We start from the raw sequence: 23,940 nt of genomic DNA, 5'->3' as shown, positions 1-23,940 counted from the left end.
AAAAAACGAACCGCCGCTCTCCGAATCGGAGAGCGGCGGTTCGTTTGTGAAGGATCAGTCCTTGACGAGTACCGGGTCGGCGTTCGCGGACGGGATGGCCGTTCCGTCCTTGAGCTTGCGACCGAGGACCGACTTGCGGTGACCGTAGGCGAAGTACACGAGCACACCGATGGCCATCCAGACGAGGAACCGGATCCAGGTCTCGACCGAGAGGTTGAGCATCAGCCAACCGCAGGCGAGCACGGCGACGATCGGAACGAACGGCACCAGCGGGACGCGGAATCCGCGCGGCAGGTCGGGGCGGGTGCGGCGAAGGACGATGACACCGACACAAACCAGGACGAAGGCGAACAGCGTTCCGATGTTGACCATCTCTTCGAGCGTGCCCATGGGGAAGAACGCTGCCAGGACGGCAACGATGCCACCGACGATCAACGTGATGCGCATCGGGATGCCCTTGGCGTTGGTCTTGGCCAGGCTGCGCGGCATGAGGCCGTCACGGGACATGGCGAAGAGGACGCGGGTCTGGCCGAGCATCATGACCATGACAACTGTCGTGAGGCCGGCCAGGCCACCGAAGTTGATGGCGGTTTGTGCCCAACCGATGCCGTTGGCCTCGAATGCGGTTGCGAGGGTGGCGCTGGAATCGCCGACCAACGGACTGCCGTCCTTGAGTTCGGTGTACTTGACCATGCCGGTCAGTACGAGCGTGACGGCAACGTAGAGAACCGTGACGATGGCGAGCGAGCCGAAGATTCCTCGCGGCAACGACTTCTGCGGGTTCTTGGTTTCCTCGGCGGTGGTGGCGACGACGTCGAAACCGATGAAGGCAAAGAACACGAGGCTGGCGGCTGCGAGCAATCCGTAAGCGCCGTAGCTACTTCCGCCTGCGCCGGTCAGCCAGGAGAACAAGGTCTGATGGATTCCGCTTGCAGAACTCTCGGTTCCTTCGGACGGCGGGATGAAGGGGGAGTAGTTCTCCTTCTTGATGTAGAACGCGCCCACGACGATGACGAGCAGGACTACTGCGATCTTGATAGCGGTGATGATTGCGGAGACTCGCGAGGAAACCTTGGTGCCGATCGCGAGGATCAGCGTGATCGCGCCGATGATGAGCAGAGCGCCCCAGTCGAAGCTGATCGACCCGATGTGGGCGGTGGTGCTTCCGCTGGCCCCGATGACGTTGCCGAGGTACAGCGACCAGCCCTTGCCGACGACGGCGGAGGCGAGAGCGAACTCGAGAATGAGGTCCCAGCCGATGATCCAGGCGGCGAACTCCCCGAACGTGGCGTAGGAGAACGTGTATGCGCTGCCTGCGACGGGGACGGTGGAGGCGAACTCCGCGTAACACAGCGCGGCGAGGCCACAGGCGATGGCAGCGAGAACGAATGCCAGTGAAATGGAGGGTCCTGCGACATTGCCTGCGGTTCGAGCAGTCAGCGTGAAGATGCCTGCGCCGATGACGACGGCGACTCCGAATACCGTGAGGTCCTTCGCGGTCAGTTCCTTCTTGAGCTTTGTCTCAGGCTCGTCGGTGTCCGCGATCGATTGCTCGACGGATTTGGTGCGCCATATGCCGACTCCGGGCATGTATTGCTCCTTGGTTGTTTCCCGTCGACCTTGTGGGTGACGGGCGGTGGCTGACTGTCGTCGTTGTGATGTGCGTCTCAGCGACCTGATGAGGGAACCACTGGTGAGCGCCGTGTGCAAGTCAGCTCGCTCGAACTGACCGAAATGATCACCTGACTGAAAGTCATCCCCCCTCATGTATCTGAATTGATCAGCTGGTGTCTGGAACCCTACGTCCAAGTGAATTCGCTCACGAGCCGGACGCGCGATTCGGTCTGAAATGTCTGATAGCTCATATCGTCCCGTTGGTGCTCCGCGTGTCGCCCGGTTATTCGGTACCTGTCGGTCGGTCTTGCTGTCGATGAGTTGCACTGTCGCTGTACCAGCACGTCCCATTTCACCCGTATCTGGGCGACAGGCGAGAGGACCACCGCGTACCTGGTTCCGGTCGAGCGTCGATCACGCGTCGTGGCAGAGTGTGTCGGCGACGGGATGATCGGATTGGGTTGTGGTTCAAGCTCATACAACACCGGAGGAAGTATGGCGTGTTCGGACGCAGTCGGTCCCGCGTTCTTCTCCGAGGTGACATGAACCCGACTCTGTCGACCCTCTGCCGTGGCCCGTTGGCGAGCATTCTCGTGGAGCTGAGTTGGTTGCCGCACGTCCGACTGCCCGAAAACCTTGTGTGACTGTCACATCGGCTACGCGCGTCTCGAGCCGCACGCACGCTTACAGAAAAGATCCCCGGCCGAAAGGCGGCCGGGGATCTTTTTCGATTCGTGGCAGAACTTACGGAACGTAGCGAACCGCGCCCTTGTCGGCGGACGTTGCCAGAGCGGCGTAGGCGCGCAGTGCTGTCGTCACGGTGCGCTGACGATCGACCGGCTGCCACGGGCGCTCCGAGGCCTCCATCTTCGCGCGTCGCTCGGCGAGGACGTCGTCGTCGACCAGGATCTCGAGCGTGCGCGAGGCGACGTCGATGCGAACCTGATCGCCGTTCTGGACGAGACCGATGATTCCGCCTGCAGCAGCCTCAGGGGAGATGTGACCGATGGACAGCCCGGAAGTTCCGCCCGAGAAACGACCGTCGGTGATCAGTGCGCATTCCTTACCGAGGCCTGCGCCCTTGAGGAAGGCAGTGGGGTGCAGCATTTCCTGCATGCCGGGGCCGCCCTTGGGGCCTTCGTAACGCACGACGAGAACGTCGCCGGCCTTGATCTTCTTCTGCAAGATGACCGAGACGGCTTCTTCTTGGGATTCGACGACGAGCGCCGGGCCCTGGAATGAAAACAGTTCCTCGTCGATGCCGGCCGTCTTGAGGATTGCGCCGTCGAGTGCGATGTTGCCGCGCAGGACAACCAAGCCGCCTTCGACGGTGTAGGCGTTCTCGACGTCGCGGATACAGCCGCCGGCCGCATCGGTGTCGAGGGCAGACCAACGGTTGTCCGTGGAGAACGGTTCGATGGTGCGCACGCCGCCGGGAGCCGCGTGGAAGAGTTCGATTGCCTCGTCGGTTGCCTTGCCGGAGCGGATGTCCCAGTCGTCGAGCCACTGGTCGAAGCTCTTGGTGTGCACGGTGGACACGTCGGTTTCGAGGAGTCCGCCGCGGCGAAGCTCACCGAGCAGGGCGGGGATTCCGCCGGCGCGGTGGACGTCTTCCATGTGGTAGTCCGAGTTGGGAGAGACCTTGGACAGGCACGGAACCTTTCGGCTGATCGCGTCGATGGTGTCGAGGTCGAAGTCGACCTCGCCTTCCTGCGCCGCAGCCAGCGTGTGCAGGACGGTGTTGGTGGAACCGCCCATGGCGACGTCGAGAGCCATCGCGTTGCGGAACGCTGCCGGGGTCGCGATGTTGCGTGGCAGCACCGACTCGTCGCCGTCGCGGTAGTACTTGAGGGCAGCCTCGACCACAGTGGTGCCCGCACGAGAGAAGAGTGCGTGACGAGCCTTGTGAGTTGCCAGCGTGGAGCCGTTGCCCGGCAATGCGAGGCCGAGGGCCTCCGTCAGGCAGTTCATGGAATTGGCGGTGAACATTCCGGAGCAGGACCCGCATGTCGGGCACGCGCTGCGCTCGACCTCGTCGAGGCCCTCGTCGGACACGGCATCGTTGGCAGAGGCGGAGATCGCGGTGATGAGGTCGGTGGGGGCTTGGGCCACGCCGCCGACGACCACTGCCTTACCGGCCTCCATCGGACCACCGGAGACGAAGACGGTCGGGATGTTGAGACGCATTGCAGCGTTGAGCATGCCGGGAGTGATCTTGTCGCAGTTGGAGATACACACCAGTGCGTCGGCTGTATGGGCGTTTGCCATGTACTCGACCGAGTCGGCGATGATCTCGCGGCTCGGGAGCGAGTAGAGCATTCCGCCGTGGCCCATTGCGATGCCGTCGTCGACTGCGATGGTGTGGAACTCACGAGCGACGCCGCCGGCCGCACTGATGGCCTCGGCAACGATCTCGCCCACGTTCTTGAGATGCACGTGGCCGGGTACGAACTGGGTGTACGAGTTCGCTACGGCGACGATCGGCTTTCCGAAGTCGGAATCCGTCATTCCTGTGGCGCGCCACAGGGATCGGGCTCCGGCAGCATTACGTCCGATGGTGGTGGTGCGTGACCTCAACGGGGGCATGGGCGTGTTCCTTATGTGATCGTTGCTGGTCCACTCAAATAGAAGCGAGGGCCTTTCAACGCTACTCGCGTGCTACGGGCGCTTCTCTTCGGGCTGGTCCTGTGTGTTCTCGGCGAGCTCGGATTCTGCTTCTGCTTCTGCAGCTGCTTCTTCCTCTTCGGCTTCCTTGGCGGCGAAGGCTTCTGCGGCAGATGCGTAGGGATCGGTGATGCGGCCGCCGCTGGCGATCGCGATCTCGGGAAGCCTGACGAAGCTGACCGCAGGCAGGGTCACCTCGGTTCCGTCGGTGAGTTCCGCGCGCGCCCAACTCCGCTTCGGGAAGCGGAAACCCTTGACGTCGTCCCAGGCGAGGGTGCGCTTGGAGAACGTCGAGCGGACCTCGAGGCCGTCAGGGCTGACGGTGGTGCGCAGTCGCGCGACGAGATAGACGGCGATGATCGGAAGGATCAGCAACCAGCTGAAGGCGACGGGCCACCCGAAGATCGGGAAGCTGACCGCGAACAGAAGGAACGCGCACGCCATGTAAGCGAGCTGCGAAATGCGGATGACGTGCCGAAGTGGTTTCGGCGTGTGGGATGATTGAGCCGGTGGCACGGGCTGCTGCGAAGTTGACACCTCTACATCTTCGCATTGCAGCCGATGTATCTCAGATTCTGGGACGGTCGACTCACCAAGTTTGCCGTTCGCGACTAGCGCCTCTACTGTCGAGTGCGTGAAACAGAATGAGTTGCTCGTAATCGGCCGGCGCGTCGTCGCCTGAGTCGATTTTTCAACTCACCAGATAACGACGCGCCACCCTCGCTCAGCAGATGCTGACGGGGGTTTTTTGTTGCCCGGAGCCAGAATCAGAGGATTTCCCAGTGAGCGCACCAACAGCACGGCCTCAACCTACGCCGCGCAAGTCAGGGACACCGAGCCCGACAACCGCGGCTGCCGCAACCCAGACGGCCAACCGTCGCCAGCTCCCGCCTGAGCGGGTAACCGGCGCGCAGTCTGTGGTTCGAGCCCTCGAAGAGCTCGAGGTCGACACGGTATTCGGCATTCCCGGCGGTGCCGTGCTCCCGGTTTACGACCCACTCTTCGATTCGGTCAAGGTCCGCCACGTGCTCGTGCGCCACGAGCAGGGTGCAGGCCACGCTGCCACCGGTTACGCCCAGGCGACCGGCAAGGTCGGCGTCTGCATGGCCACCTCGGGTCCCGGTGCGACCAACCTGGTCACGCCGCTGGCCGACGCGCAGATGGACTCCGTTCCGATCGTCGCGATCACCGGGCAGGTGGCGCGCTCGCTGATCGGTACCGACGGCTTCCAGGAAGCCGACATCTCAGGCATCACGATGCCGGTCACCAAGCACAACTTCCTGATCACCGACGCGATCGACATCCCGCGCATCATGGCCGAGGCCTTCTACCTCGCGGCCAGCGGTCGCCCCGGCGCCGTCCTGGTCGATATCCCCAAGGACATCCTGCAGTCGCAGACCACGTTCTCGTGGCCGCCGGAGATGCGTCTGCCGGGCTACCGCCCGGTGACCAAGCCGCACGGCAAGCAGGTTCGTGAAGCTGCACGTCTGATCGCCGACGCCAAGTCGCCGGTTCTGTACGTCGGTGGCGGCGTCATCAAGTCCGACTCCTCGCCGGAACTGCTCGAATTGGCCGAGCTGACCGGTATCCCCGTCGTCACCACGCTGATGGCCCGCGGCGCGTTCCCGGACAGCCACGACCTCAACTGCGGTATGCCGGGAATGCACGGCACCGTTGCCGCAGTCGCCGCTCTGCAGCGTAGCGATCTACTGATCACCCTCGGTGCGCGTTTCGACGACCGCGTCACCGGTCAGTTGAATTCCTTCGCGCCCGACGCCAAGGTCATCCATGCCGACATCGACCCGGCCGAGATCGGCAAGAACCGCTACGCGGACGTCCCGATCGTGGGCGACTGCAAAGAGGTCATCACCGAACTCATCGAGGCGATCCGTGCCGACATGGCCACGGGCACCACGTTCGACCTCACCGAGTGGTGGGCATACCTGAACGACATCCGTCGTACGTACCCGCTGAGCTACGACCGTCCCACCGACGGTCAGCTGAGCCCGGAGTACGTGATCCAGACCGTCGGCAAGCTCGCCGGACCGGATGCCATCTACTGCGCCGGCGTCGGCCAGCACCAGATGTGGGCCGCGCAGTTCGTCGGTTACGAGAAGCCGCGCACGTGGCTCAACTCGGGCGGACTCGGCACCATGGGGTACGCGGTTCCCGCAGCCATGGGTGCCAAGATGGGCATGCCCGACACCGAGGTGTGGGCGATCGACGGCGACGGCTGCTTCCAGATGACCAATCAGGAACTCGCAACCTGTGCCCTCGAAGGTATCCCGATCAAGGTTGCCCTCATCAACAACGGCAACCTCGGCATGGTGCGTCAGTGGCAGACACTCTTCTACGAAGAGCGCTACTCCAACACCAACCTCGGAACGCACGGCGCCATCCGCATCCCGGACTTCGTGAAGCTCGCAGAAGCATTGGGCTGCCACGGAATTCGTGTCGAGCGTGAAGAAGATGTCGAGGCTGCGATCCGTGAGGCGCAGTCCATCAACGACAAGCCTGTCGTGATCGACTTCATCGTCACCGCCGACGCACAGGTGTGGCCGATGGTCGCTGCCGGAACGAGCAACGACGAAATCATGGCGGCCCGGGGCATCCGGCCGCTGTTCGACGACGACGAGGCAGTTGCCGAGCCCGCCGTCATCCACGAAGCCATGTCACGCGAGCAAGCCGGACCCGCCGCGGGCACAGGGGAGGATCAGAAGTGAGCACCAGTCACACCCTCAGTGTTCTCGTCGAGGACAAGCCAGGCGTGCTGGCTCGCGTCTCCGCACTCTTCTCCCGCCGCGGATTCAACATCGAATCCCTTGCGGTGGGCGGAACCGAGATCCCCGAGATCTCACGTATGACCATCGTCGTCACGGTCGACGAGTTCCCTCTCGAGCAGGTGACGAAGCAGCTCAACAAGCTGATCAACGTCATCAAGATCGTCGAGCAGGACGGTGAAGCATCCGTCGCTCGCGAGCTCGTGCTCATCAAGGTGCGCGCTGATGCAAGCGTGCGCACGCAGGTCATCGAAACGGTGAACCTGTTCCGCGCCAAGGTGATCGACGTCTCCCCGGAGTCCGTCACCATCGAGGCGACCGGTACTCGGTCCAAGCTGGATGCACTGCTGCGGATGCTTGATCCGTACGGTATCCGGGAGATCGTTCAGTCCGGGGTCGTGGCAGTCGGTCGAGGGCCGAAGTCGATCACGGCCACCCGCTAGTACTTTTAGACACGTAAAAATCCAAGGAGAGGTTGAGAACTGTGGCAGTCGAGATGTTCTACGACGACGATGCCGATCTGTCGATCATTCAGGGCCGCAAGGTTGCTGTGATCGGCTACGGAAGCCAGGGCCACGCCCATTCGCTGAGCCTGCGTGACTCGGGCGTCGATGTGCGCATCGGCCTCAAGGAAGGCTCGAAGTCGCGTGAGAAGGCTGAAGAGCAGGGGCTGACGGTCGGTACGCCGGCAGAGGTTTCCGAGTGGGCCGACGTCATCATGGTGCTCGCACCTGACACCGCTCAGTCGAGCATTTTCACCAATGACATCGAGCCGAACCTCAAGGACGGCGACGCGCTGTTCTTCGGTCACGGCCTGAACATTCACTTCGACCTGATCAAGGCTCCGGAGTTCGTCACCGTCGGCATGGTCGCCCCCAAGGGACCCGGCCACCTGGTGCGTCGTCAGTTCGTCGACGGCAAGGGCGTTCCCGCGCTCATCGCCATCGACCAGGATCCCAAGGGTGAAGGACAGGCTCTCGCTCTGTCCTACGCCAAGGGCATCGGCGGAACCCGCGCAGGCGTCATCAAGACCACGTTCAAGGAAGAGACCGAGACGGACCTCTTCGGCGAGCAGGCCGTGCTCTGCGGCGGCACCGAGGAACTGGTCAAGACCGGTTTCGAGGTCATGGTCGAGGCCGGCTACGCACCCGAGATGGCGTACTTCGAGGTTCTGCACGAGCTCAAGCTCATCGTCGACCTCATGTACGAGGGTGGCATCGCCCGCATGAACTACTCGGTGTCCGACACCGCTGAGTTCGGTGGATACCTCTCCGGCCCGCGCGTCATCGACGCCGACACCAAGGAGCGCATGAAGGCGATCCTGGCCGACATCCAGTCCGGCGAGTTCACCCGTCGTCTGGTTGCCAACGTCGAGAACGGCAACACCGAGCTCGAGGGCCTGCGCAAGGCCAACGCCGAGCACCCCATCGAGGTCACCGGCAAGAAGCTGCGCGACCTGATGAGCTGGGTCGATCGTCCGATCACCGAAACCGCGTAATTCGCAGTTTCACGCTCCACGTCTCCACTGGCCTGATGCCGCGCCGGTTCAATTACGTTGAACCAGCGCGGCATTGGGCCGGAGTCGGTTTCCGGGTCGTCTGAGTCCGGATTCATATTCCATCGAGAATTTGCCCGCGAAAGTGTCCACTATGTGGTATTGCCTACCGCGTTGTGGATTCCAAGTGAGCGCGCACTAAACTATCGGTGGTTAAACCACCTTCACACCCACCTAATCAGGGAGTTTGCACGTGAGCCAGCCTGGCCGTCCCGTTGTTCTGATCGCCGACAAGCTCGCGCCGTCCACAGTCGAGGCGCTCGGTGACGGTGTGGAGGTGCGTTGGGTCGACGGACCCGACCGCCCGGCGCTGCTCGCCGCGGTACCCGAGGCCGACGCGATTCTCGTCCGTTCCGCCACCACCGTCGACGCCGAGGTTCTGGCTGCCGGCACCAAGCTGAAGATCATCGGCCGCGCCGGTGTCGGCCTGGACAACGTCGAGATCCCCGCAGCCACCGAGCGCGGCGTGATGGTCGTCAACGCACCGACCTCCAACATTCATTCCGCTGCCGAGCACGCTGTCGCGCTCCTCATGTCGACCGCTCGCCAGATTCCCGCAGCAGACAAGACTCTGCGTGAGAACACCTGGAAGCGAAGCAAGTTCAACGGTGTCGAGATCCTCGGCAAGACCGTCGGTGTCGTCGGACTCGGCCGCATCGGCCAGCTCTTCGCGCAGCGTCTCGCTGCGTTCGAGACCACGATCATCGCGTACGACCCCTACCTGCCCGCAGCGCGCGCAGCGCAGCTCGGCATCGAACTGGTCACCATCGACGAGCTCGTCGAGCGCGCCGACTTCATCTCCGTGCACCTGCCCAAGACCAAGGAAACGGCCGGCCTGATCAACGCCGAGCGCCTCGCCAAGGCCAAAAACGGCGTCATCATCGTCAACGCCGCTCGCGGTGGTCTGATCGACGAAGATGCGCTCTACGACGCACTCGTCTCCGGCAAGGTCCGAGGCGCCGGTCTCGACGTGTTCAGCACCGAGCCGTGCACCGATTCCAAGCTTTTCGAGCTCGACAACGTCGTTGTCACCCCGCACCTCGGAGCATCGACGTCCGAGGCTCAGGACCGCGCAGGCATCGACGTGGCCAAGAGTGTTCTCCTCGCGCTGGCAGGCGAATTCGTTCCCGAGGCTGTCAACGTCTCCGGCGGCCCCGTGGGCGAAGAAGTTGCTCCGTGGCTCGAGCTCGTCCGCAAGCTCGGTCTCCTTGCTGCGACGTTGTCGCCCGAAGCTGTGCAGACCGTGCAGGTTGTCGCCACCGGCGAGCTGTCTGCCGAAACCGTCGACATCCTCGGACTGGCTGCACTGCGCGGCGTGTTCTCCGCCAGCAGCGATGAGGCCGTCACGTTCGTCAACGCTCCGGCACTGGCCGAGCAGCGCGGCGTGACCGTGTCGGTCGAGAAGCACTCCGAGGCTCTTGCTCACCGCAGCGCGGTCGAGGTGCGTGCAGTTGCCGCCGACGGCACGGTCACGTCGGTCACGGGCGCACTCACCGGTCTGCAGCAGGTCGAGAAGATCGTCAACATCAACGGACGCAGCTTCGACCTGCGCGCCGAGGGCCACAACATCGTCGTTCACTACAGCGATCGTCCGGGCGTTCTCGGTGTCCTCGGCACCGTCCTCGGAAACGCGGGCGTCGACATCCTCGCAGCAGCACTGAGCCAGGATGCCGAAGGCGAAGGCGCAACTGTCATCTTGCGCGTCGATCGCGTCGTCGGTGACGCCGAGGTCGAGGCAATCGTCTCGCAGCTCGACGCTCGCGTCGCCCAGGTCGACCTTTCCTGATTGTTTTTGCTGTGCGCCTTTATCAACCGCCCGCGGTTGATAAAGGCGCACAGTTCTACTGAGATGAGGACTCCATGAAGCTTGCGGTCATTCCGGGTGACGGAATCGGCGTCGAGGTCACTGCCGAGGCGCTCAAGGTGCTCGGCAAGTTGGTTCCGGATCTGGAAACCACCGAATACGATCTCGGTGCCCGTCGCTACAACGCCACCGGCGAGTTGCTCCCGGCGGACGAGCTGGACCAGATTCGTCAGCACGACGCAATTCTGTTGGGCGCCATCGGTGATCCGCGGATCGTCGCACCCGGCATCCTCGAGCGTGGTCTGCTGCTGAACATGCGCTTCCAGCTCGATCATCACGTGAATCTTCGCCCCGCACAGCTGTATCCGGGTGCGCTGTCGCCGTTGGCGGCCCAGCCGGAGATCGACTTCGTCGTGGTTCGTGAAGGCACCGAGGGTCCGTACACCGGAAACGGTGGAGCGATCCGCGTCGGCACCGATCACGAGATCGCAACCGAGGTGTCGATCAATACCTGGTTCGGTGCCGAGCGCGTGGTGCGTTACGCATTTGCCTTGGCGCAGACCCGGTCCAAGCACCTCACCTTGATTCACAAGACCAACGTGCTCTCCAACGCGGGCGCAATCTGGACGCGTGCAATCGAGACCGTCGGTGCCGAGTTCCCGGACGTCGAAACCGCGTACTGCCACATCGACGCGGCCACGATCTACATGGTCACCGACCCGTCGCGCTTCGACGTGATCGTCACGGACAACCTCTTCGGTGACATCATCACCGACCTCGCCGGCGCCGTAACCGGTGGCATCGGTTTGGCCGCAAGCGGAAACATCGATGCCTCGGGTACCAACCCGTCGATGTTCGAGCCCGTTCACGGCAGTGCTCCGGACATCGCCGGCAAGGGAATCGCTGATCCCACCGCCGCGATCCTCTCGGCCGCACTGCTTCTTCGCCATCTCGGACGCGAGGACGACGCCGCTCGGGTCGAGGCTGTGGTCGCTGCCGACCTGGCTACCCGCGGCGAAGGTCCCATCTCCACAACGGAGATCGGCGACCGGATCACTGCAGCGCTGTAAGGAATTCTTTCACGAGACTGACGCGCGTAAGCCTTTCGGCTTGCGCGCGTCAGTCGTTTCCGGCACCCCGATAGACTGGCCGGCATGCGTCTTGGTCGAATTGCCAGTCCCGATGGTGTTGCGTTCGTCAGTATCGAAGGTGAAGAGGATGCCCTCGTCGCCAAGGAAATTGCGGAGCACCCGTTCGGGAACCCCACATTTACCGGCCGAAGTTGGCCGCTCGCCGATGTTCGTCTGCTGGCTCCGATTCTCGCCAGCAAGGTGATCTGCATCGGCAAGAATTATGCAGATCACATCGCGGAGATGGGCGGAGAGGCTCCCGCGGACCCCGTGATCTTCCTCAAGCCAAACACGTCCATAGTTGGCCCGGGTGCCCCGATCGTCTTGCCTCCCACCTCGAACGAGGTGCACTTCGAGGGTGAACTCGCGGTCGTCATCGGTCAACCGTGCAAGGACGTTCCGGCGGCGAAGGCGTTGAGCGTGGTCCTCGGTTACACGATCGCCAACGACGTGTCGGCGCGAGATCATCAGCGTCACGACGGGCAGTGGACGCGCGCGAAGGGCCACGACACTTTCTGCCCACTCGGCCCCTGGATCGAAACCAGTCTGGATGCGTCCGACGTCGATATCAAGACCGAGGTGAACGGCCAGGTCAAGCAGGACAGCAGCACGGCTTTTCTCCTCCACGACATTCCGAAGATCATCGAGTGGATCTCGGCGGTGATGACTCTCTTGCCTGGCGACGTCATCCTCACCGGCACCCCCGCCGGAGTAGGCCCGATCGTCGACGGCGATTCCGTGTCGGTCACGGTCTCGGGGATCGGCACGCTCACGAACCCGGTGACCGCCAAGAGCTGATCTGACCCGGTTCGTTCAGTCACGCGACTACGGAGGCCCCATCCAACCGGATGGGGCCTCCGTCGTGGTGTGAGGTCGAGAGGTGTCTGTCGCAGAAAAGTTGCAAGATGGTAACTATCGCCAGTGGATTGATCGGGATTGCCAACCGACTCGAAGAAATCAGGCTCCGGGACTGACCTGCGGGTTTCATGACCCAGGCGAAGCTTCGCCTCTGATCCTCCTGGCGTTATGTCGGATTTGGCCAGGTTGGGAGAGTTCGCCATACGGTTTGCTGTCGCGGCCCGTAACAGACCAAATTCCCTGAAATGTAACGCTGAGCAGTAGGGTGACCGATAACTGGATAGAAGCCGATGGGGCAATCGAGTGGATTGCGCAGAAACGTGGTGATACATGACGACCTTCGCGGAAGCCTCCCGGACAGCGGCAGGGCAAGCGCGGAACGGGCAGCGGCCGGTGTGGCGAGACAAGAAGCGCTACCTGTGGCCACTGGGTTTGCTGGTTCCTCTCAGCCCGTTCGCTGCGTGGTTCCTGGTCGACAAATTCAGTCTCGGGCTCTTCTGGGCCATCGGGGCGTGGCTGATCGTCATCGTCATTCCCCTGATCGATCTCCTGGCGGGCGAGGACGGTAACAGCCCACCGGACGAAGCGATCCCTGAATTGCAAGAGGATCGTTTCTACCGCTGGTGCACGTACTTGTTCCTGCCCCTCCAATACGTCGGGCTGGTGTTCGTCGCGTGGTGTTGGGTGAACGCGCCGATGGCGGCGGGGGAGAAGTTCGCGCTCGCGATGACTGCCGGCGTGGTTGCCGGTGTGGGGATCAACGCGGCGCATGAATTGGGGCACAAGAGTGAGAAGCTCGAGAAGTGGCTCGCGAAAGTAGCGCTCGCGCAGTCCTTCTACGGCCATTTCTACGTCGAACACAACCATGGTCATCACGTCCGCGTCGCGACGCCGGAGGATCCGGCCAGCTCGCGGTACAAGGAAAACTTCTGGTTCTTCTTGCCTCGCAGCGTCATCGGCGGCCTGCGCTCGGGATGGCGGATCGAAAGCGCTCGTCTGAGGCGTCAGGGGAGACGGACGTGGAGTTACCGCAACAACATCCTGAACGCGTGGGCGATGAGTGTGGTTCTGTTCGGCAGTCTGATCGCCGCGTTCGGCTGGGAAATTGCGCCGTGGCTCGCCGTTCAGGCAATTGCAGGCTTCACGTTCCTCGAGACCGCCAACTATCTCGAGCACTACGGCTTGCTACGTGCGAAGCGGCCTGACGGCTCGTACGTCCGGTGCTCGCCCGAGGACAGCTGGAACAGCGACCACGTCGTCAGCAATCTGTTCCTCTATCAACTTCAGCGTCACAGCGACCATCACGCGAATCCGCGTCTGCGGTACCAGAGCCTGCGAAGTGCGGCCGAAGCGCCGCAACTTCCAGCGGGTTACGCAGTCATGATCGTCTGCGCGTGGGTGCCGCCGCTGTGGCGAAAGGTCATGGACAAGCGACTGCTGGCCTACTACGACGGCGACATGACACGCATCAACGTCCTGCCGGGTAAGTGATCGGCCGGATGGAGGAAGGGCTGCCGGACTAACCTGTAGTACGACCATCCATCATCGCCGAGCCAAGTGAGCCATGACCAACAGCGAAGTACGCGTCCGTTTCTGTCCGTCACCCACCGGAACCCCGCACGTGGGTTTGGTGCGCACCGCCTTGTTCAACTGGGCATTCGCACGACACCACGGCGGCACATTCGTGTTCCGTATCGAAGACACCGATGCGCAGCGCGACAGTGAAGAGTCCTACCAGGCCATCCTCGACGCCCTCCGCTGGTTGGGGCTCAATTGGGACGAAGGCCCGGAGGTCGGTGGGCCGCACGCACCGTATCGCCAGTCCGAGCGTCGCGACCTGCATCTCGACGTTGTTGCCAAGTTGCTGGCCGCGGGCGAGGCCTACGAGTCCTACTCGACGAACGAGGAGGTCGAAGCGCGACACAAGGCGGCCGGACGCGATCCGAAGCTCGGATACGACAACTTCGATCGCGAGCTCAGCGACGAGCAGCGCGCTGCCTACATCGCCGAGGGGCGCAAGCCCGTCGTTCGCCTCCGGATGCCCGATCATGATCTGACCTGGAACGACCTGGTGCGGGGCGAGACCACGTTCAAGGCAGGCACCGTTCCGGACTTCGCGCTGACTCGCGGCAACGGCATTCCGCTGTACACCTTGGTCAACCCGGTCGACGACGCGTTGATGAAGATCACCCATGTACTGCGCGGCGAAGATCTGCTGTCCTCGACTCCGCGTCAGCTCGCGTTGTACGAGGCATTGATTCGTATCGGTGTCGCCGATTTCACACCGTCGTTCGGGCACTTGCCTTTCGTGATGGGTCAGGGCAACAAGAAGCTTTCCAAGCGCGATCCCGAGTCCAACCTCTTCATCCACCGCGATCGGGGCTTCATTCCCGAGGGATTGCTGAACTACCTGGCTCTGCTCGGGTGGAGCATCGCCGACGATCACGATGTCTTCTCGCTCGACGATATGGTTGCGGCCTTCGACGTCTCCAAGGTCAACTCCAATCCTGCCCGCTTCGACCAGAAGAAGGCCGACGCGATCAATGCCGAGCACATTCGTCTGCTCGAGCCGGCCGACTTCGCCGGTCGTCTGAAGTCGTTCCTGGTTGAGCACGGACACATCGGCGCCGACGTCGACGAAGCGACGTTCACTGTTGCGGCGGACCTCGTGCAGACGCGCATCGTCGTCCTGTCCGACGCGTGGGATCTGCTGAAATTCCTGTTCGTCGACGAGGCGTCGTTTGCTCTCGATCCGGCCGCGACGGCAAAGAACTTGAAGGAAGATGCCGGTCCGGTTCTGGACGCGTCTCTTGCGGCGCTCGATGCCATCTCAGAGTGGTCGGCGGCCAGTATCGAGGAAGCACTCAAGAAGGCCCTCATCGAGGATCTGGAGCTCAAACCGCGTAAGGCCTTCGCTCCGGTTCGGGTCGCGATCACGGGCTCTCACATCAGCCCTCCGCTGTACGAGTCGATGGAATTGCTCGGTCGTGAGGTCTCGCTCGCTCGGTTGCGCGCCGGTAGGGCAGCGGTAACCGCCTAGATCGGACGGTCTTCCGGCCGAAAATGAAGCAAAAACCTCCTGTGACCATACGATTTGGTATTTGGGGCAGGGGTACTGGTAATCTTCTTTTCGGCCGGAGACGAGCCGCCGAGCACAACAGCGAAGCGGATCGAGCAAGGCTGGTGAGCAAGACCTTGGGGTATGGTGTAATTGGCAACACAGCGGTTTCTGGTACCGCCATTCTAGGTTCGAGTCCTGGTACCCCAGCGGAAATCCGGTCGATTTTGTGGCCGGACTCAGACAAGCTAAGCTTGCTGAGCATCCAAGAGCAAGACTGAAATACCACGTTTAAAAGCGTGTCCTGGCCCCGTCGTCTAGCGGCCTAGGACGCCGCCCTCTCAAGGCGGTAGCGCGGGTTCGAATCCCGTCGGGGCTACAAAGGAAAGACCCTCCGATCATTGATCGGGGGGTCTTTTCGTATGTGCGGGAAATGTTTCCGGCGATGCGAAAAACGATCACCCCCAGTCGAATTCGACTGGGGGTGATCGTCATCTCACTCTGTTGTCCGCGATCGGTTATCCGCTCTTACGGCGGAACTCTCGCTTGTGATCGGCGGGGCCATGCGTGTTGTGGACCTTGGACTGTCCGTCGCGATGGTCGGTCGATTTGGCGTTCTGATGATTCTTCCGTTCGAGGGCCTCACGGAACTTTCGTTTGGTTTCCTCCGATTGGGATTCGGGTTCGGACGGGGTGTTGCTGTCGAGATCGCTCATATGCTCACTCCTTGTTGTTGGGCCTGTTGGTGAAACTACGCCGGCCCGAATTCGATTGCTCGTGATTTTTCCGCTCACGAATCTCAGGGCTGCGGCGGCGGTGCGGTAGAGCCGGAAAGAGGCATCGCAGGCATCCCGAGCTTGCGGTGATCCCACGAACGAGTTCGATCGGGAACGAACCGTACCGCGACGCGCTTGTGGAGCATCGCGTCGACGGCCGGGCGGAGATCGTCGGTGTACGGGCCCGTGTACCGCTCCCAGACGCTGATTCCCACAGCGAAGAGGGCTTCCGGATCTTCGACGATGACCCCGGTACCCTCCATCGAGACTCCTCGGAGCGTGTCGTACGTCTGACCGTCTTCGATCAGGACGGACATTCGGGCGTCCCGGCGAAGATTGACGGCCTTCTGCGACTTGGCTTTGGTCTCGAACCAGATTTCGCCGTCGACTATCGCGAACCACATCGCGATCAGGTGAGGCATTCCGTCGGCGCTCAACGTCGCCATCGTTGCCGTACGGCTCTTTTCGACGAAGCTCGAGATTTCGGCCTCGGTCATCGTGATCTGACTACGCTGCTTTCCTGCCATGGTCGCGTCGTACTCCTACGTGCTCGAGGATCTGAAGGCCTTACTGTGTCACGAATTACAGACGCTTGTGGAGCGCTTCGGCAGCTGCGAGAAGGTCCGCCGCCCAGCGGGCTCCCGGTCGTCTACCCATCCGATCGATGGGGCCGGAGACCGAAATCGCGGCAATGACAGCGCCTGCCGAGTCTCGGACGGGAGCCGCGACGCTGGCGACACCGGGCTCACGTTCGGCCGCGCTCTGTGCCCAGCCGCGCCGGCGAACCTCGAGGAGCACTCGTTCGCCGAACGACGCATCGGCGAGGACGGTCCGTTGGGTTTGTGGATCTGCCCATGCGAGAAGGACCTTGGCGCCGGATCCGGCGTTCATCGGCAGTCGGGCTCCGACGAGCACCGTGTCACGCAGGCCGGTCGGTGGTTCCATCGACGCGACGCAGATGCGTTGTGTGCCTTCGCGACGGTACAGCTGGACGCTTTCGCCGGTGATTTCGCGAAGGCGGGGGAGGATGAGTCCGGCCGCAGCAATGAGTGGATCATTAGCGGTGGCAGCGAGTTCGGCGAGTCCGGGCCCTGGGCACCACTGACCGTCCGAGTCGCGAGTGAGGAGTCGATGGACTTCGAGGCCGACGGCGAGTCTATGGGCGGTCGCGCGCGGCAAACCGGTTCGTGCACAGAGTTCGGTGAGGCTGCACGGTTCCTCAGCTACTGCATGAAGCACGCCCATTGCTTTGTCCAGGACGCCGATGCCGCTATGCTGTCTCATAGGTCGATACCAGTTTCTCGCATAGTGGGATGCTACCGCATTTCCTGGAGGGATAGCGCATTTCCTCGGGACAGTCTGCATCTGCTGTGAAGGCTGGGGACCTACTTCACGCGCGGCGGGCCAGCCCGTAGTCCGCCGACGCGAGGCTACGTACAGAGGTGGAAGACATGGCACAGAAAGCACGCACTCTCGCCGAGAAGGTGTGGGACGACCACGTTGTCGTGAAAGGGGAGGGGCAGGATCCCGACCTCATCTACATCGATCTCCACCTCGTTCACGAAGTGACGAGCCCCCAGGCATTCGACGGACTTCGCCTGGCGGGACGCCAGTTGCGCCGTCCCGACCTGACGATCGCCACCGAGGACCACAACGTTCCGACGATCGACATCGACAAGCCGATCGCAGATCCTGTGTCCAAGACTCAGGTCGACACCTTGCGCCGAAATTGCGAGGAGTTCGGAGTTCGCTTGCACCGCATGGGCGATCTCGACCAAGGCATCGTGCATGTGGTCGGACCGCAGCTCGGCCTGACGCAGCCCGGAACCACCGTGGTGTGCGGCGACAGTCATACGTCGACGCACGGCGCATTCGGTGCGCTCGCAATGGGAATCGGCACCAGCGAGGTCGAGCATGTGATGGCAACGCAGACATTGTCGTTGCGCCCCTTCAAGACCATGGCGATCACGGTCGACGGCGAGCTGCCTCCCGGCGTCACGAGCAAGGACTTGATCCTCGCAGTCATCGCCAAGATCGGCACCGGCGGCGGCCAGGGCTACGTACTGGAGTACCGCGGCGAGGCCATTCGCAAACTGTCGATGGAAGCTCGTATGACCATCTGCAACATGTCGATCGAGGCCGGAGCCCGCGCGGGCATGATCGCACCGGACGAGACCACTTACGAGTTCATCAAGGGCCGTCCGCATGCACCGTCCGGCGCAGAGTGGGACGAAGCCGTCGCCGCGTGGGAGTTGCTCAAGACCGACGAGGGCGCGGAATTCGACAACGAGGTTCACATCGACGCAAGCGCATTGACGCCTTTCGTCACGTGGGGAACCAATCCGGGACAGGGTGCGCCGCTCGGCGACCGTGTGCCTGATCCCGAACTGATCGTCGACGAGAGCGAGCGTCAGGCAGCCGAGAAGGCGCTCACCTACATGGGTCTCGACGCCGGTATGCCGCTTCGGGATGTTTCTGTCGACACCGTGTTCGTCGGTTCGTGCACCAACGGACGCATCGAAGACCTGCGCGCAGTGGCGGAGGTGCTCGAGGGTCGCCATGTGGCAGAGGGCGTTCGGATGCTCATCGTTCCCGGCTCGATGCGGGTGCGGGCTCAAGCCGAGAGCGAAGGTCTCGGTGAAATCTTCACAGCGGCAGGGGCTGAATGGCGCCAGGCCGGTTGCTCGATGTGCTTGGGAATGAACCCTGACCAGCTTGCTCCCGGCGAGCGTTCGGCATCGACGTCCAACCGGAATTTCGAAGGCCGACAGGGTAAAGGCGGCCGGACCCATCTGGTTTCCCCGCTCGTCGCGGCTGCCACGGCGGTCCGCGGAACGCTCTCGGCACCGGCCGATCTGGTCTGACCCACTTACCATCTCGAGGAGAATTTCGATGGAATCCTTTACCACGCACAAGGGTATCGGCGTCCCGCTGCGACGCTCGAATGTCGATACCGACCAGATCATCCCTGCCGTGTACCTGAAACGGGTGACGCGCACCGGATTCGAGGACGGGCTGTTTGCAGGCTGGCGTACCGACCCCAACTTCATTCTCAATCTGGCTCCGTACGACAAGGGAAGTGTCCTCGTGGCCGGTCCCGATTTCGGCACGGGCTCTTCGCGTGAGCATGCCGTGTGGGCTCTCTCCGACTTCGGATTTCGGGTCGTCATTGCTTCCCGGTTCGCCGACATCTTCCGCGGAAACGCCGGAAAAGCCGGTCTCGTAGCGGCACAGGTCGAGCAGAGCGACGTCGAATTGCTCTGGAAGTTGCTCGAAGAGCAGCCCGGATTGGAATTGACAGTAGATCTCGAGAATCGGACCGTCAGCGCCGGAACTACGGTGGTGCCGTTCAATATTGACGACTACACACGGTGGCGTCTGCTGGAGGGTCTCGACGACATCGGACTGACATTGCGGCAGGTAGACGCGATTTCCGAGTTCGAAAAGTCAAGGCCTTCATGGAAACCGACTACCCTTCCAGCCCGAATTTCGCAGGGCTGAACCGAAATCCGCAACTCCGCGCGGGAAGAGAAATAGGTCACCATTTCGCAGTCACGTTGAATGAGAATTGGCGTGGCACATAGACTCTTGCCGTTATCAGGTTTACCGTGGTTCTCAGTCGGTCCGACGGTGGACCACAATTAGCGGAGGAATTTCAATGAACAAGGCAGAGCTCATCGATGTTCTGACTGAAAAGCTGGGTTCGGACAGGCGCACAGCGACCGACGCAGTGGAGCACGTCGTGGACACCATCGTCCGCGCCGTCCACCGTGGCGAGAGCGTGACCATCACCGGCTTCGGAGTCTTCGAGCAGCGTCGTCGTGCAGCACGTGTTGCACGCAACCCGCGTACGGGCGAGACCGTCAAGGTCAAGCCGACGTCGGTTCCGGCTTTCCGTCCGGGTGCGCAGTTCAAGGCTGTTATCGCTGGTGGACAGAAGCTTCCGGCCACCGGCCCGGCAGTCAAGCGTGGCGTAGCAGCACCGGCCACCAAGGCTGCAGCCAAGAAGGCTGCTGCCAAGAAGACCGCAGCCAAGAAGGCTCCGGCCAAGAAGGCTCCGGCCAAGACCGCAGCCAAGAAGACGGTTGCCGCGAAGGCTCCCGCCAAGAAGGCTCCGGCCAAGACCGCAGCCAAGAAGACGGTTGCCACCAAGGCTCCCGCCAAGAAGGCTCCGGCCAAGACCGCAGCCAAGAAGACGGTTGCCACCAAGGCTCCCGCCAAGAAGGCTCCGGCCAAGACCGCAGCCAAGGCTCCGGCCAAGAAGGCTCCGGCCAAGAAGGCCCCCGCCAAGACCGCAGCCAAGAAGGCTCCGGCCAAGAAGGCTCCGGCCAAGCGCGCAAAGTAGTCGCGTTCGGGTGAAAAACCCGATGCCGTAAGACAAAGAGGTGCAGCCGCGGATCAGATCCGCGGCTGCACCTCTTTTTTTGCTGTCTGGGAGAAGTGTGAATTCTCCTGTGTTTCAGTGCTTTGCAAAACTACCGAATCGAGCTGGGTGTCGGTTGGTCCAAATCCCTCAGGAGTTGGCGACTTTGGGGAGCGGGCTGTCGAGGTGATCCGCGGCTACCAGACGGCCGTCGAGGAACGAGAGCACCCAAGTGCTCGCCTTACGGTTGCGCGCCGAGGGCAGTGTTACACCGGCCGTATCAGCCCACCAGCGCATCAAATCGGGGATGACGCCTCCTTGGCTGCAGATTACGGGAGTGCCCTCCAGCGCGGCGATCTGCAGCGCACGCGCCCTGGCGGCGTCGGGATCGGCCTCGTAACCTTCTTCGGTCAGAAGAGGTTCCGTCGAAATCTCTACACCCAATGCCTCCGCCAATGGCATCACAGTGTCGATGCAGCGCGTACGGTCAGCCGCGAAAACCGAATCGGCTCCGAAGATTTTCAGCTGTTCGACCAAGGCGGCGGATTGCTCTTTGCCCTTGGCGTCGAGTGGACGCACATTGTCGTCGCCCTTGTATCGCTTACGGCTTCCAGCTTTTGCGTGGCGGACGAGTAATACCGTTTTCGTGTCAGGCCGAAGGGAAACGAAGCGGCGAAGAATCATTCGATCCATCGGGTAGGAAAGATGATCGGCTACCTCGGTGACCGGAAGCCAATAGAGAACATCCACTTCGCTATTCGGCCCGAAATCTCCGTCCACTGCTTCGGCCGACCAGTATTCGACCCGTTTGAGTTTGCGATGTCCCGGGATCGGGTACGTCACGCCACCGAGGTGCCTTCCGAAACGTCCAGTGATCGAGGTCTCTTCGCGGACCTCGCGAACTGCTGCGGTCAAGAAGGTCTCGCCGGGATCGAGCTTTCCTTTGGGGAATGACCAGTCGTCGTACTTCGGTCGATGTACGACGGCGATCTCGATGGCGGAAGGATCCTGAGGAGCCTTCCGCCACAGAACCGCGCCTGCGGCAAAGATGTTGGCTTTGACCGGCTTGTCGCTCATTGTGTGATCCGAGCCCGTCAAGACCCGCTGGCGGTGCGGCTGCGCATCAACGACTGTTGATGCTCACGTACGTCCTCACCGCGTTCGGGGGCAGCGACCCAACTCCCGTCCGGATGCAGTACCCAGCAGCGAGTTCGGGGATCGAGCGCGGAGTCGAAGATGTCACCGAGTTGCTTCGACAGTTTCGGGTCCTTGACCTGCACCATGACCTCGACGCGGCGATCGAGGTTGCGGTGCATCATGTCTGCGCTGCCGATCCAGAATTCGTCGGCCGAGCGGAAATGGAACATTCGCGAGTGTTCGAGGAAGCGTCCGAGAATGGAACGTACTTCGATGTTTTCGCTGAGGCCGGGAACGCCCGGCTTGAGCGCGCAGATTCCGCGAACCACGATCTCGACGGGGATACCGGCCTTGGACGCGCGGTACAACGCGTCGATGACCTGCTCGTCGACCAATGCGTTGGCCTTCAAGCGGATACCGGCATCGCGGCCTGCGAGCTTGTGCGCGATCTCGTTGTCGATCCGCTCGATGATCCCGCGGCGAACCCCGTACGGCGCTACGAGAAGGTTGCGGTAGCTCGTCTTTCGGGAGTATCCGGTCAGCGAGTTGAAGAGGTCGGTGAGGTCTGCACCGATCTCCGGTGCTGCGGTGAGCAATCCGACGTCCTCGTACATGCGCGCGGTCTTCGGATTGTAGTTGCCCGTGCCGATGTGGCAGTAACGACGAATGGTCGAGCCCTCTCGCCTGACGACGAGGCACGTCTTGCAGTGAGTCTTGAGACCGACGAGACCGTAGACGACGTGAACGCCGGCCTGCTCGAGTTTGCGTGCCCACTTGATGTTGGCCTGCTCGTCGAAGCGGGCCTTGATCTCCACCAGCGCGACAACCTGCTTGCCCGCTTCGGCGGCGTCGATCAGTGCATTGACGATGGGGGAGTCGCCGGAAGTGCGGTACAGGGTCTGCTTGATCGCGAGCACCTGCGGGTCGGCGGCGGCCTGTTCGATGAAGCGTTGAACGCTTGTGGAAAACGAGTCGTATGGGTGGTGGACGAGCACGTCGCCTTCGCGCAGGGTCGAGAACACGCTCTTCGGAGTCTCGCGTTCACCGAACGCAGGATGCGTCGCCGGGACGAACGGAGCGTCTTTGAGAGCGGGGCGGTCGACGGCGTAAACCTGCCAGAGGCAGGACAAGTCGAGGAGACCGGAAACCTCGATCACGTCGGCCGGATCGACGTCGAGTTCACGCAGAAGCAGTTCGAGCATGTGCTCGGTCATGTCGTCGGCAACTTCGAGGCGAACGGGTGAACCGAAACGACGACGCGCCAATTCACGTTCGAGTGCCTGCAGCAGATCCTCGTCCCGATCTTCTTCGACCTCGAAATCGGCGTTGCGTGTGATTCGGAAAGCGTGATGTTCGACGATTTCCATTCCAGGGAACAGCACGTCCAGATGAGCCGAAATCAGTTCTTCCATCGGGAGGAAAGAATCGATGGTGGACGAAGATGTCGTGCTCTTGACTCGCACGAACCGGCCGACGTTGTCGGGAACCTTGACGCGAGCGAAGTGTTCGCCGCGGGTGACGGAGTCCTTCACCGTCACGGCGAGGTTGAGGCTCAGTCCGCTGATGTAGGGAAACGGGTGAGCGTGATCGACTGCCAACGGCGTCAGTACCGGGAAGACCTGCTCGTGGAAATGCGCCGAGAGTCGGCCGTGATCGTCGGCGCTGAGGTCGGCCCATCGAACGATTGAAATGCCTTCTGCCGCCAGGGCAGGGCGGACCGAGTCGAGAAACACGTGCGCGTGCTTGTCGGCGAGTTCCTGGGTGCGACGCGCGATGAGCGCCAATTGTTCGCGTGGGGAGAGGCCGTCGGCGGACCTGACCGACAGTCCCGTCTCGTCGCGGCGCTTGAGTCCGGCGACCCGGACCATGAAAAATTCGTCGAGATTGGAAGCGAAGATGGCGAGGAACTTTGCGCGTTCGAGCAACGGCAGTGACTCGTCGGCGGCCAATGCGAGAACACGGGCATTGAAATCGAGCCAGCTGAGTTCGCGGTTGAGGTAACGATCCTCGGGAAGTCCGACGAGCAATTCGGGTAGCTCTGCCTTGGTAGCTGCAGGGGGAGCGCCCGGGATGTTGGTGGCGACCGCGACGGCCTGAGATCGCGGCGAGGTGGCCGCGCCGTTCTCGTGGCGGCCGGAGCTGTGGTCTCCGTCCGACTGGTCTTCGGAAATACGGTTTTCGAGTGCTTCGCCATTGCTCAC

The 23,940-nt window shown here is 62.3% G+C and carries 19 protein-coding genes and 2 tRNA genes; 13 read left to right on the top strand and 8 right to left on the bottom strand.

Annotated elements, in window-relative coordinates:
* Positions 1 to 54: 54 nt before the first annotated feature.
* The 3 genes from ACYP01_RS25105 to ACYP01_RS25095 all read right to left on the bottom strand — a co-directional run bounded on the left by ACYP01_RS25105 (position 55) and on the right by ACYP01_RS25095 (position 4,794).
* Positions 55 to 1,590, bottom strand: a complete 1,536-nt coding sequence (locus tag ACYP01_RS25105) for an amino acid permease (protein WP_003944693.1) — start codon at positions 1,588 to 1,590, stop codon at positions 55 to 57.
* Positions 1,591 to 2,358: 768 nt separating this feature from the next.
* Positions 2,359 to 4,200: a dihydroxy-acid dehydratase gene (gene ilvD / locus ACYP01_RS25100; RefSeq protein WP_007729361.1), complete on the bottom strand. Its 1,842-nt coding sequence runs from the start codon at positions 4,198 to 4,200 to the stop codon at positions 2,359 to 2,361.
* Positions 4,201 to 4,272: 72 nt separating this feature from the next.
* Positions 4,273 to 4,794, bottom strand: a complete 522-nt coding sequence (locus ACYP01_RS25095; RefSeq protein WP_037131685.1) for a PH domain-containing protein — start codon at positions 4,792 to 4,794, stop codon at positions 4,273 to 4,275.
* Positions 4,795 to 5,060: 266 nt separating this feature from the next.
* On the opposite strand from ACYP01_RS25095, the gene ACYP01_RS25090 reads away from it, so the two are divergent.
* From ACYP01_RS25090 to ACYP01_RS25045, 10 genes are all read left to right on the top strand, one after another.
* The gene (locus ACYP01_RS25090; protein WP_030535411.1) at positions 5,061 to 7,001 is read left to right on the top strand and encodes an acetolactate synthase large subunit; all 1,941 of its coding nucleotides are present in this window, start codon (positions 5,061 to 5,063) and stop codon (positions 6,999 to 7,001) included.
* Positions 6,998 to 7,501, top strand: coding sequence for an acetolactate synthase small subunit (ilvN, locus tag ACYP01_RS25085; protein ID WP_003944718.1), 504 nt, complete (start codon positions 6,998 to 7,000; stop codon positions 7,499 to 7,501). Before ACYP01_RS25090 ends, ilvN begins: the two co-directional genes overlap by 4 nt.
* 53 nt (positions 7,502 to 7,554) lie before the next feature.
* Positions 7,555 to 8,556 carry a ketol-acid reductoisomerase gene (gene ilvC / locus ACYP01_RS25080; RefSeq protein WP_459683053.1) on the top strand — a complete coding sequence of 334 codons (1,002 nt, stop codon included), beginning with the start codon at positions 7,555 to 7,557 and terminating at the stop codon, positions 8,554 to 8,556.
* Between the two features lie 250 nt (positions 8,557 to 8,806).
* Positions 8,807 to 10,399, top strand: coding sequence for a phosphoglycerate dehydrogenase (gene serA, locus ACYP01_RS25075; protein WP_459682971.1), 1,593 nt, complete (start codon positions 8,807 to 8,809; stop codon positions 10,397 to 10,399).
* Positions 10,400 to 10,473: 74 nt separating this feature from the next.
* On the top strand, positions 10,474 to 11,487 hold the full coding sequence (locus ACYP01_RS25070; protein WP_003944691.1) for a 3-isopropylmalate dehydrogenase: 1,014 nt from the start codon (positions 10,474 to 10,476) through the stop codon (positions 11,485 to 11,487).
* An 84-nt stretch (positions 11,488 to 11,571) separates the two neighbouring features.
* Entirely contained in the window at positions 11,572 to 12,345 is a 774-nt protein-coding gene (locus ACYP01_RS25065) for a fumarylacetoacetate hydrolase family protein (protein WP_003944722.1), read from the top strand.
* A gap of 390 nt (positions 12,346 to 12,735) precedes the next feature.
* On the top strand, positions 12,736 to 13,896 hold the full coding sequence (locus ACYP01_RS25060; RefSeq protein WP_030535413.1) for an alkane 1-monooxygenase: 1,161 nt from the start codon (positions 12,736 to 12,738) through the stop codon (positions 13,894 to 13,896).
* A 73-nt stretch (positions 13,897 to 13,969) separates the two neighbouring features.
* Entirely contained in the window at positions 13,970 to 15,445 is a 1,476-nt protein-coding gene (gene gltX, locus ACYP01_RS25055; RefSeq protein WP_459682968.1) for a glutamate--tRNA ligase, read from the top strand.
* A gap of 156 nt (positions 15,446 to 15,601) precedes the next feature.
* Positions 15,602 to 15,673, top strand: a tRNA-Gln gene (locus ACYP01_RS25050).
* 96 nt (positions 15,674 to 15,769) lie between these two features.
* Positions 15,770 to 15,842: transfer RNA gene (locus ACYP01_RS25045), tRNA-Glu, on the top strand.
* A gap of 139 nt (positions 15,843 to 15,981) precedes the next feature.
* Here ACYP01_RS25045 and ACYP01_RS25040 read toward each other — a convergent pair.
* The 3 genes from ACYP01_RS25040 to ACYP01_RS25030 form a co-directional block, all read right to left on the bottom strand.
* Positions 15,982 to 16,179, bottom strand: a complete 198-nt coding sequence (locus tag ACYP01_RS25040) for a DUF5302 domain-containing protein (RefSeq protein WP_007729345.1) — start codon at positions 16,177 to 16,179, stop codon at positions 15,982 to 15,984.
* An 83-nt stretch (positions 16,180 to 16,262) separates the two neighbouring features.
* Entirely contained in the window at positions 16,263 to 16,766 is a 504-nt protein-coding gene (locus ACYP01_RS25035; protein ID WP_003944740.1) for a pyridoxamine 5'-phosphate oxidase family protein, read from the bottom strand.
* Between the two features lie 55 nt (positions 16,767 to 16,821).
* Positions 16,822 to 17,523, bottom strand: coding sequence for an IclR family transcriptional regulator (locus ACYP01_RS25030; RefSeq protein WP_007729342.1), 702 nt, complete (start codon positions 17,521 to 17,523; stop codon positions 16,822 to 16,824).
* Positions 17,524 to 17,681: 158 nt separating this feature from the next.
* Here ACYP01_RS25030 and leuC point away from each other — a divergent pair, with 158 nt between their 5' ends.
* The 3 genes from leuC to ACYP01_RS25015 all read left to right on the top strand — a co-directional run bounded on the left by leuC (position 17,682) and on the right by ACYP01_RS25015 (position 20,584).
* Complete coding sequence (gene leuC / locus ACYP01_RS25025) at positions 17,682 to 19,103, top strand: 3-isopropylmalate dehydratase large subunit (RefSeq protein ID WP_003944727.1); 1,422 nt, start codon at positions 17,682 to 17,684, stop codon at positions 19,101 to 19,103.
* Between the two features lie 28 nt (positions 19,104 to 19,131).
* Complete coding sequence (gene leuD / locus ACYP01_RS25020) at positions 19,132 to 19,740, top strand: 3-isopropylmalate dehydratase small subunit (protein WP_003944724.1); 609 nt, start codon at positions 19,132 to 19,134, stop codon at positions 19,738 to 19,740.
* 157 nt (positions 19,741 to 19,897) lie between these two features.
* The gene (locus ACYP01_RS25015) at positions 19,898 to 20,584 is read left to right on the top strand and encodes an HU family DNA-binding protein (protein WP_047271271.1); all 687 of its coding nucleotides are present in this window, start codon (positions 19,898 to 19,900) and stop codon (positions 20,582 to 20,584) included.
* Between the two features lie 168 nt (positions 20,585 to 20,752).
* Here ACYP01_RS25015 and ACYP01_RS25010 read toward each other — a convergent pair whose 3' ends face one another.
* Both ACYP01_RS25010 and ACYP01_RS25005 read right to left on the bottom strand, forming a co-directional pair.
* A complete protein-coding gene (locus tag ACYP01_RS25010) occupies positions 20,753 to 21,679 on the bottom strand; it encodes a bifunctional NUDIX hydrolase/histidine phosphatase family protein (RefSeq protein WP_007729338.1) in 927 nt (308 codons plus the stop codon).
* A 17-nt stretch (positions 21,680 to 21,696) separates the two neighbouring features.
* Positions 21,697 to 23,940, bottom strand: a complete 2,244-nt coding sequence (locus tag ACYP01_RS25005) for an RNA degradosome polyphosphate kinase (protein WP_003942685.1) — start codon at positions 23,938 to 23,940, stop codon at positions 21,697 to 21,699.

This window comes from Rhodococcus sp. no. 34 (assembly GCF_054589475.1).
The sequence above is the reverse complement of the archived record's forward strand: the minus strand, read 5'-3'. Positions and strand labels throughout refer to the sequence as shown.